Source organism: Holdemania filiformis DSM 12042 (assembly GCF_000157995.1).
GTDB lineage: Bacteria > Bacillota_I > Bacilli_A > Erysipelotrichales > Erysipelotrichaceae > Holdemania > Holdemania filiformis.
The window spans coordinates 414,702-422,502 of record NZ_GG657556.1 but is presented as its reverse complement, the minus strand read 5'-3'; the positions used below and the strand labels follow the sequence as shown (position 1 = coordinate 422,502).

Below are 7,801 nucleotides of genomic sequence, written 5' to 3'. Positions count from 1 at the left end.
CTGCGAAAGCGATTCCTTTTTTTTGACTTTATGTCTATCGGTATGATCAATTCATTATTTGTGTGAAATAGAGTAGTTGTGAGGAAATAAGAAACCCTAAGATTATCTGGAACCATTTTCGTTTTTCGCTAGTTTTCCTTAAGCCTGACGCTGAAATAAGTTATATCTAATAATTAAAGAAAGGAAACTAATTTTTATTGTCTTTTTGTATAAATCCGTTAGTATTATAAATAACGGACTCATTTTTCAGGAGGATTTTATGACCAAAAGGAAGAAAATCATTGTTGTATTTTTATTTGCTTTATTTTTGATTATCACCCAGAGTGTTGTTGACAATGCCTATTTTATTCATTCTTCAGATTTAACCTTAGAACAAATCGATCAACAATATCATACCCATTTCCAAGATTATGATTTCTCATTAAACACGGTGAAATCCTTCTCCCTTTTCAATAATCAAGAATCCCTTTTATTACGCTCAAACGATTTCAATTCCAAGATTGAGATTGAAATTGCTAATCCGTCTGATAGCGGATTCAATCTTACGCATTACAATTCAAGATCATCCAACCCGGATAGTTTCTATGAAATCATGAATTCCCCTTCGGTTTATCATATAAAACAAAACAAAAATAGCTACAAAATTTATTGCTCGACACCTTCCGCCAATCTATGGATATCTTTTACAAAAACAGAGTTAGAATTCAATGAGCTGATAGAAATACTCAATGAAATGATTGCCTAGATGATTCAATTCCTTCTGTTTCTCAGATAAGCGTTTATATAATTTCAGTTCAGTACGGCTTTAGTTCAAAAGCTTTTTTCATTATCCTCTGAAGTTGATATTGTGTTGAATTATTCCATGAAGAACGCAGTGATTACGTCCGCCGGCCCCTGTTGATCGCATGTACCAATCACCGCATGAGCGAGATCGAGGATTTCCGGCTTGGCGTTGGCCACGGCATAGCTGAGGGGAAACTGTTCAAACAAGCACAAATCGTTCAGATCATCACCGAAGACTGCGATCTCTTCTTTCCGTAGCTTGAGGATTTCCTGCAGCTGGGTTAACGCAGAAGCTTTGTTGCAGGTGATCGGGAGCACTTCCAGGTTATGCGTAAACGCTGAAGTCAGCGCGATCTGCGGCATGTCTTCGATCTGACTGCGAATCTGACGCAGAGCGTCCGAGGAAGCGCTGCGCATCTCAATCTTAAAGATCGGATCAGTGAGTTCTTCCAGTCTTTCGAATTGCCGGTAATCCGCTTCAAACTGACTCAGCGGCGTGTTCTGCGGGGTTTTGCCGCAGCCGGGAACTGTAAAATAACGCCGGTAGTGTTCCTCTACGGGCAGAAACGTATATTTCAGCTCGCCGCTGTACAGCGTGGTCAGCACCTCGGGATGTCTCAGCTTGGGAAGCAGACGCTGCGCCAGATTTTTATCCAAGGCCTGCACAGCCCGGACCTGCCCTTGCGGATCACGCAGCTCAGCCCCGTTGAGATCGATCATCCAGCCTTCGACCTTGGAGCCTTCCAGAATCCGCCGAGCAGCTGGAGCGTTTCGGCCGGTCGCCGCGCAGAATTCAATCCCGGTTGCTTTTGCTTTGCGCAAAGCTTCAGCGACCCGCGGATAAATCAGCTGCGTGCTGCGCTCTAAAATCGTTCCGTCAAAATCACATACAATTAACTTGATCATTTTATTTCCTCATCTTACTTATTTTTTCTTTCATCCTGCTTCTCATTGTAGCGGAGAACACGAGAAAAAAACAGCCCTTGCGGACTGTTTTCAGCTTATTTTATTTCGATGATCTTCATCATGTTGGCGCTGCCTTCACCCGTTGGGTAACCGGCGGACATGATAAGCAGCTGGCCTGGCTTCAAGCCGTAGCCCTTGGCGATGGTGCTCGCCAGTTCGTCATCGTTGGTCAGCTCATTCTGGATATCCGAGAAGATCGGCGTTACGCCCCAGTAGGCTTCCAGCTTGCGCTGCGTGCTCTTGGTGAACGTGACGGCCAGAATTGGAACACACGGTCTGAACTTGGAGATTCGCTTCGCTGTGGTGCCGCCCTGCGTGAAGACGACAACCGCACCGACGTTCTGCAGCGTCAGTGTCGCATCGGAAACCGCGATGCCGATCGCATCCTGAACCGTCTTGCGGCTGGACTTGATCGAATGATCCAGACGTTCACGGTACGGAATGATCTTTTCGACTGCTTCCGCAATCGTCGCCATCGTTCTGACCGCTTCAACCGGATATTCACCGGCCGCGCTTTCACCTGAAAGCATGATCGCATCGGAACCATCCAGAACCGCGTTGGCAACGTCGCTCGCTTCCGCACGGGTCGGCCGCGGGTTGGACATCATGGATTCCAGCATGTGGGTTGCGGTGATGACCGGCTTGCCCATTTCATTGGCCTTATGGATAATCGTCTTCTGGTAAATCGGAACATACTGTGTCTGAACTTCAACGCCCAGATCGCCGCGCGCAACCATGACGCCGTCCGCAACTTCCAGGATCGATTCCAGATTGTCGAAGCCTTCCTGGTTTTCAATCTTCGCGATAATCTGGATCGTCGGCTTGCCCATTTCGATCAGAATCTTGCGGATCGCCAGGACGTCTTCCGCCCGTCTGACAAACGAAGCGGCGATGAAGTCCACGTCTTTTTCGCAGCCGAAGCGGATATCCGCATCGTCTTTTTCCGAAATAAACGGCATCGACAGCTTCACATTCGGCACGTTGCAGCCCTTGCGGGTTTTGATTGTTCCGGAGTTTTCAACGCGGCAGGTCAGTTCCTGGCCGTCGCTTTCCAGAATCGTCAGGCGCATTTTGCCATCGTCGATCAGAATGTAATTGCCAGCCTTGACGTCCTCAAACAGTTCCGGGCAGGCAATGTGGAAACGCTCGTGCGTTCCTTCAATTTCCGCACGGCAGATCTTGACGATATCACCCTTCAAGAAATCAGCCTTGCCATCCTTAAAGATTCCGCAGCGGATTTCCGGGCCCTTGGTATCGAGCATGATGCCCAGGTTGATGCCGATCCGTTCGCTGACCTCGCGGATCATATCGATGCGTTCGCCATGGGTCTTGTGATCCTCATGCGAAAAGTTGCACCGGACGATATTCATGCCTTCCTTCGCCAGCTTCTCCACCATTTCCGGGGTGTTGCTGGCAGGACCTAACGTACATACAATTTTAGTCTTCTTCCCTAACATAATCTTCCTCCTTCAACTTATACTAACCGGTCAAACAGACGATACAAGTCCTTCCGGGAATGCCGCGGGGAAGACAAGGCTTCCTCAATCGGCATCGAAGTGACCTTGTTGTCAATCATCCCGACGCAGTGTCCGCCGACGCCGTCCATCAACAGATCGACCGCTTTCTCGCCCATCATCGAGGCTAAAACACGATCTCTCGGCGATGGCGATCCGCCGCGCTGCACATGGCCCAGTACGGTCGCCCGTCCGGCAAAGCCGGTATTCTGGGAAATCTTGCGCGCTAACTCGTCGACGTCCGCGATCTTCTCTGAAATGACGACGATCGCATGACGTTTCTTCACGGCTTTGTCCAAATACCGCAGCCGTTCCAGAACGTCCAGCTCGTCATAGCCCGTTTCCGGCGTGATGACGATCTCGGCTCCGCAGGAAATCGCAGCCCAGACCGCCAGATCGCCGCACCGATTGCCCATCACTTCCACGACGGAACAACGATGATGCGAGCTGGAGGTATCGCGCAGTTTATCCACCGCTTCCACGACGGTATTCAGCGCCGTGTCAAAGCCGATCGTAAAATCGGTGCCCGGAATATCGTTGTCGATCGTTCCCGGCAGACCGATACAGTTAATGCCCAGTTTCGTCAGCGCCATCGCGCCGCGATAAGAACCGTCGCCGCCGATCACGACGACCGCGTCGATCTTCGCGTTCTGCAGCGTCTGCACCGCTTTTTTCTGTATTTCCAGGTCTTTGAATTCCGTTAAACGGGCCGACCCCAGCACGGTGCCGCCCCGGTTCAGAATATCGCTGACGGTGGATTTATCCATCGGAATGTAATTGCCCTCGACTAAACCGCGGTAACCATCCTTGATGCCCATGACCTCAAAGCCGTTCGCCAGCGCCACGCGCGTTACTGCCCGGATCGCCGCGTTCATGCCCGGAGCATCGCCGCCGGACGTCAAGATTCCGATTCTTCGTATCATACGTAACCCTCCTGTCATTTCCCGTATATCATAGCATTGAATTTGAAAATTGTGAAACTAAATCGACGTGTTTCGGCGATTTTTTCCAGTGATTTTCATCTCTTTCGACAAGGCTTTTATGCGTTCCATAATTCTAACCGCTTTCAATTCTTCCTTGTCGGATTTTTGATTATACATGTAGTGATTTTCCAGCGAGCTGAAGTTTTCATTGCTTGTGAACCAGGTCAGTTTCTGGCGGTCCATCCGTTCGTTGAAGATCGGCAGCAGCACCTCGTCGCGCAGCCAGGAGGTCACGCTTTCCGCTCCGATATCGTCAAACACCGCAAAGTCCGCGCGCTTCATTTCGTACAGCTCGTCCTCAAAGCTGTCGCGGTCGTCAAGCAGCCCCTTGATCCGTGAAGCCATCGTCGGCACATGCACGAATACGACGCGCTTGCCCTGACGGGCATAGCTGTTGCACGCACAGGCCGCAAGATAAGTCTTCCCCACTCCCGGCGCGCCAAACAAATAAAGTCCTTTATCTGCCGGCGCTAACAAATTCTGCGAGATTTTCGCCACCGCTGCCGCGTATGCCGCCTCTTCCTCGTCGATGTTGATATCGGTGATCGACACCGTCCACAAGCGCCGCGGCAAATCGTTGATGCGGTAGTTGTGAACATGCTTTTCTGCCTGCAGCTGCTGCCTGGCATAACGGCACGGGCGGACCTGAAGCGTCAGAAACCCGGTATACGACAGATCGAGCACCTCGCCCTTTTGTTTCTGGCGGCATTGATTTAAGCCCGGGCAGTTCTGGCACAGGCTCAGCTGGTCGATCCATTGATGAAACCGGTACGGGTAGTTCTCAACCCAGCTTTCATCCAGACCGTAGGTTTGTAAGAAGTTCTGCACCAGCGGATGAGCTTTCATTTTGGCGGCCAGCGCTTGTTTTTCCTTCAGCTGTTGTTCGTTCAGTTGGATTCCCCATTTTACGGCTTCCATCGCTTAGCCCTCCTGTTCGCGCAGCCGGCGGCGGATTTCTTCAAATTCTTCACGGTCGAAATCCGTTTCTTCTGCGGTTTCTTTTTCCGATCCGGTCTTCATCTGGACGTAGTAATCCGGCAGCACGTCTTTGCGGCTGCCGCCCCGGCCGCTGCGGCCGCGTGGTTTTTTAGCTTCCGCCATGGCTTTTTCCGCCGTATCAACGCCGGAGCGGATCCAGGCTGCGGCAAGCGAGGCGACAAAGGAAGGAACCAGCTTGTTATCGCTGATGGACAGAACGTGTTCCAACAGAATATTGACGACCTTCGGATCCATCTTCATCTCGGTGATGAGCTTCTCAATCGTGCGTTTGTCACTGTCCTGCACCGGCACGCCGTTCTGCTTGGACTGCAGAAAGGCGACCGGCGGCAGATCGTACGGATCGTCCGAGACCTTTTTCGCCGGCTTTTTCGCTTTCATGACAAACGCCGTGGAGCGCAGCTTTTCCCCATCCAGCGTGTTGTTCGTATTGTCTGTGCAGCGGCCGACCAGAATCAGCATTTCATCAGCACTTAAGCCGTACATCGTCGCCAGCTCCCCGATCAGACGCAGATTCTCGTTGGTGCGCGCTTCAATCGGAAAGACGAGGTTGCTGGCGCGGGTTAAGAAGCGTTCGTAATCGAAGTGAATGGCCGGGTGATCACCGGCATCGAAATTGTACCGCGGTTTGATACTGGCAAACTGTTCCTCGCTCTCAGCGTCCCAGTTCTCGATGACCGAGCTTTTGAATTGTTCGCTGACTTCCTCAAAGCCTTCCCGCGACAGCTCGATGTGCGCCAGCTTGTTGAGCGAAAGCTGGTATTGCTTCGCGCCCATGATCCGCGCGTACAGCCGCCCCAGCACCTCATGCTTAAAAAACCGGTCGGCTTCCAGCGGCGGATACAGCACATAAATGTAGTTGTCCTTGCCTTCTCCGGTTTTGATATAACTGCGCATCAGCATCATTTCTTCCAGCTTGCGCCGTGAGCGTTCCAGCACCGTGATGTCCATGTTCATGATCTGACATAACCGGCCGTGCGGTTCAAACGAACGCTGGTGCTTGGCTTCGCTGATCAACGTCAGATACAGCGCCGCCCCGGCGCAGCCGACTAACGGCTGATACAGCGACATTAAGGAATTCAGCGCGTCCGCGCCCAGCGGCCGCAGCACTTCACTGCGGTATCCGTCTTTCGCTTTCAGTTCCATCTTGTTTCTCCTTGATCCATTGTTGAATCTGATCTTGCATTGCGGGAATATCCCCGTCGTTGACGATCGTCAGCGTCGAACGGCGGCTTTTCTCTTCCTGGCTCATCTGCGCCGCCATCCTGGCCCGCGCCTGCTGAGGCGAAAGACCGCGGCCCTGCTGCAGCCGCTGCAGGATGGTTTCCAGCGGCGCGGTGACGGTGATGATCTCGTCAAACTGATTTTCCATCCCCGCCTCAAACAACAGCGGCACCTCGGCAAACCACAGCGGCGATGAGGAGGCTTTTGCCTGGCGGTTTAATTCCGCCTGGATCAGGGGATGCGTAATCGCTTCGAGCTGGCGCCGCCGCGCGTCATCCTGAAAGACGATCGCGCCTAAAGCCGCCCGGTCGATTCGCCCTTGATCATCTAAAATAGCGGGACCAAAGGCTTCGACGCAGGCTTTATATCCCGCCTGATCCGGCTGCAGGATCGCATGGCTGATCGCGTCGCAGTCAGCGACCGGATACCCCAGATTTCGTAAGCACTGGCTCAGCGTCGACTTTCCGCTGCCGATCACGCCGGTGATCGCGATTTTGATCATATTCGATTCCCGTTCCTCTCTTTTTCTGACAATGCGGACAATAGTAGGTCCCCCGCTGGGCGACCGCAATCTTCTTGATCGGCCCGCCGCACAGCGGACAGGCTTCGCCTTCCCGGCCATGGACCTGGATCTGCAGCTGAAACCGCCCGGTCACCCCTAAGGATGAGGTATAGCTGCGGATCGAGCTGCCCCCGGCCTCAATCGCCAGGCTCAGGATCTGCCGGGTGATCTCCGGCAGCGCGGTGATCTGCGCTTTTGTCAGCTGGTCGCAGCGTTTGCGCGGATCAATCCGCAGCGCGAAGCAGATCTCATTGGCATAGATATTGCCGATGCCGGCGACAAAGCTCTGATCGAGCAGGACTTGTTTAATCGGAACCCGGCGTTTCTTTAAAAACGCGCGGCAGTAGTCCGGATTAAATTCATCGTCAAACGGCTCCGGCCCCAGCTCATGAAAGTGGCGCAGATCGCCGTTCAGTTCCATCAGCTCCATCGTCCCGAACTTGCGCGTATCGTGATAGCGCAGCTGCGTCCCGTCGTCGAGATCGAAAATCACATGGATATGCTTGGACAACGGTTCTTCAGGCCGCTGGACATAAAACTTTCCTTCCATCCGCATGTGCGCGATGAAATAGACGTCATCCATCTGAAAAATCAGGTATTTCCCGCGCCGTGAAAACCGGCGGAAGTGCTGTCCCTCTAACCTCCGGCAGAATTCGCCGGCGTCCATCTGGATCATCTTCGGCACGCGCACTTCAACGTGTTCGATCCGGCGGTCCGGAATTAAAAGTTCCAGCGTGCGGACGACCGTTTCAACCTCTGGCAGCTCCGGCATC

The 7,801-nt window shown here is 52.5% G+C and carries 8 protein-coding genes; 1 reads left to right on the top strand and 7 read right to left on the bottom strand.

Annotation, left to right across the window (positions count from 1 at the left end; genetic code table 11):
- Positions 1-259 precede the first annotated feature (259 nt).
- Entirely contained in the window at positions 260-745 is a 486-nt protein-coding gene (locus HOLDEFILI_RS07835) for a hypothetical protein (RefSeq protein WP_039864321.1), read from the top strand.
- A 110-nt stretch (positions 746-855) separates the two neighbouring features.
- Here the strand turns inward: HOLDEFILI_RS07835 and HOLDEFILI_RS07830 are convergent, their stop codons facing one another.
- The 7 genes from HOLDEFILI_RS07830 to mutM all read right to left on the bottom strand — a co-directional run bounded on the left by HOLDEFILI_RS07830 (position 856) and on the right by mutM (position 7,800).
- Positions 856-1,689 (bottom strand): HAD-IIB family hydrolase, encoded by an 834-nt coding sequence (locus HOLDEFILI_RS07830; RefSeq protein ID WP_006059033.1) that lies wholly within the window; start codon positions 1,687-1,689, stop codon positions 856-858.
- A 95-nt stretch (positions 1,690-1,784) separates the two neighbouring features.
- Entirely contained in the window at positions 1,785-3,206 is a 1,422-nt protein-coding gene (gene pyk, locus HOLDEFILI_RS07825; protein ID WP_006059032.1) for a pyruvate kinase, read from the bottom strand.
- A 17-nt stretch (positions 3,207-3,223) separates the two neighbouring features.
- Positions 3,224-4,186 (bottom strand): 6-phosphofructokinase, encoded by a 963-nt coding sequence (gene pfkA, locus HOLDEFILI_RS07820; protein WP_006059031.1) that lies wholly within the window; start codon positions 4,184-4,186, stop codon positions 3,224-3,226.
- A gap of 57 nt (positions 4,187-4,243) precedes the next feature.
- On the bottom strand, positions 4,244-5,164 hold the full coding sequence (locus HOLDEFILI_RS18355) for an ATP-binding protein (RefSeq protein ID WP_006059030.1): 921 nt from the start codon (positions 5,162-5,164) through the stop codon (positions 4,244-4,246).
- A gap of 3 nt (positions 5,165-5,167) precedes the next feature.
- Positions 5,168-6,388: a DnaD domain protein gene (locus HOLDEFILI_RS07810; RefSeq protein ID WP_006059029.1), complete on the bottom strand. Its 1,221-nt coding sequence runs from the start codon at positions 6,386-6,388 to the stop codon at positions 5,168-5,170.
- The gene (gene coaE, locus HOLDEFILI_RS07805) at positions 6,354-6,968 is read right to left on the bottom strand and encodes a dephospho-CoA kinase (RefSeq protein ID WP_050766946.1); all 615 of its coding nucleotides are present in this window, start codon (positions 6,966-6,968) and stop codon (positions 6,354-6,356) included. Before coaE ends, HOLDEFILI_RS07810 begins: the two co-directional genes overlap by 35 nt.
- Entirely contained in the window at positions 6,880-7,800 is a 921-nt protein-coding gene (gene mutM / locus HOLDEFILI_RS07800) for a bifunctional DNA-formamidopyrimidine glycosylase/DNA-(apurinic or apyrimidinic site) lyase (protein WP_006059027.1), read from the bottom strand. Before mutM ends, coaE begins: the two co-directional genes overlap by 89 nt.
- Between the last annotated feature and the right edge of the window lies 1 nt (position 7,801).

Coding starts and splice junctions, on each gene's coding strand:
- pfkA (WP_006059031.1), bottom strand. CDS start 4,186: ATGATACGAAGAATCGGAATCTTGACGTCCGGCGGCGATGCTCCGGGC.
- mutM (WP_006059027.1), bottom strand. CDS start 7,800: ATGCCGGAGCTGCCAGAGGTTGAAACGGTCGTCCGCACGCTGGAACTT.
- HOLDEFILI_RS18355 (WP_006059030.1), bottom strand. CDS start 5,164: ATGGAAGCCGTAAAATGGGGAATCCAACTGAACGAACAACAGCTGAAG.
- pyk (WP_006059032.1), bottom strand. CDS start 3,206: ATGTTAGGGAAGAAGACTAAAATTGTATGTACGTTAGGTCCTGCCAGC.
- coaE (WP_050766946.1), bottom strand. CDS start 6,968: ATGATCAAAATCGCGATCACCGGCGTGATCGGCAGCGGAAAGTCGACG.
- HOLDEFILI_RS07810 (WP_006059029.1), bottom strand. CDS start 6,388: ATGGAACTGAAAGCGAAAGACGGATACCGCAGTGAAGTGCTGCGGCCG.
- HOLDEFILI_RS07835 (WP_039864321.1), top strand. CDS start 260: ATGACCAAAAGGAAGAAAATCATTGTTGTATTTTTATTTGCTTTATTT.
- HOLDEFILI_RS07830 (WP_006059033.1), bottom strand. CDS start 1,689: ATGATCAAGTTAATTGTATGTGATTTTGACGGAACGATTTTAGAGCGC.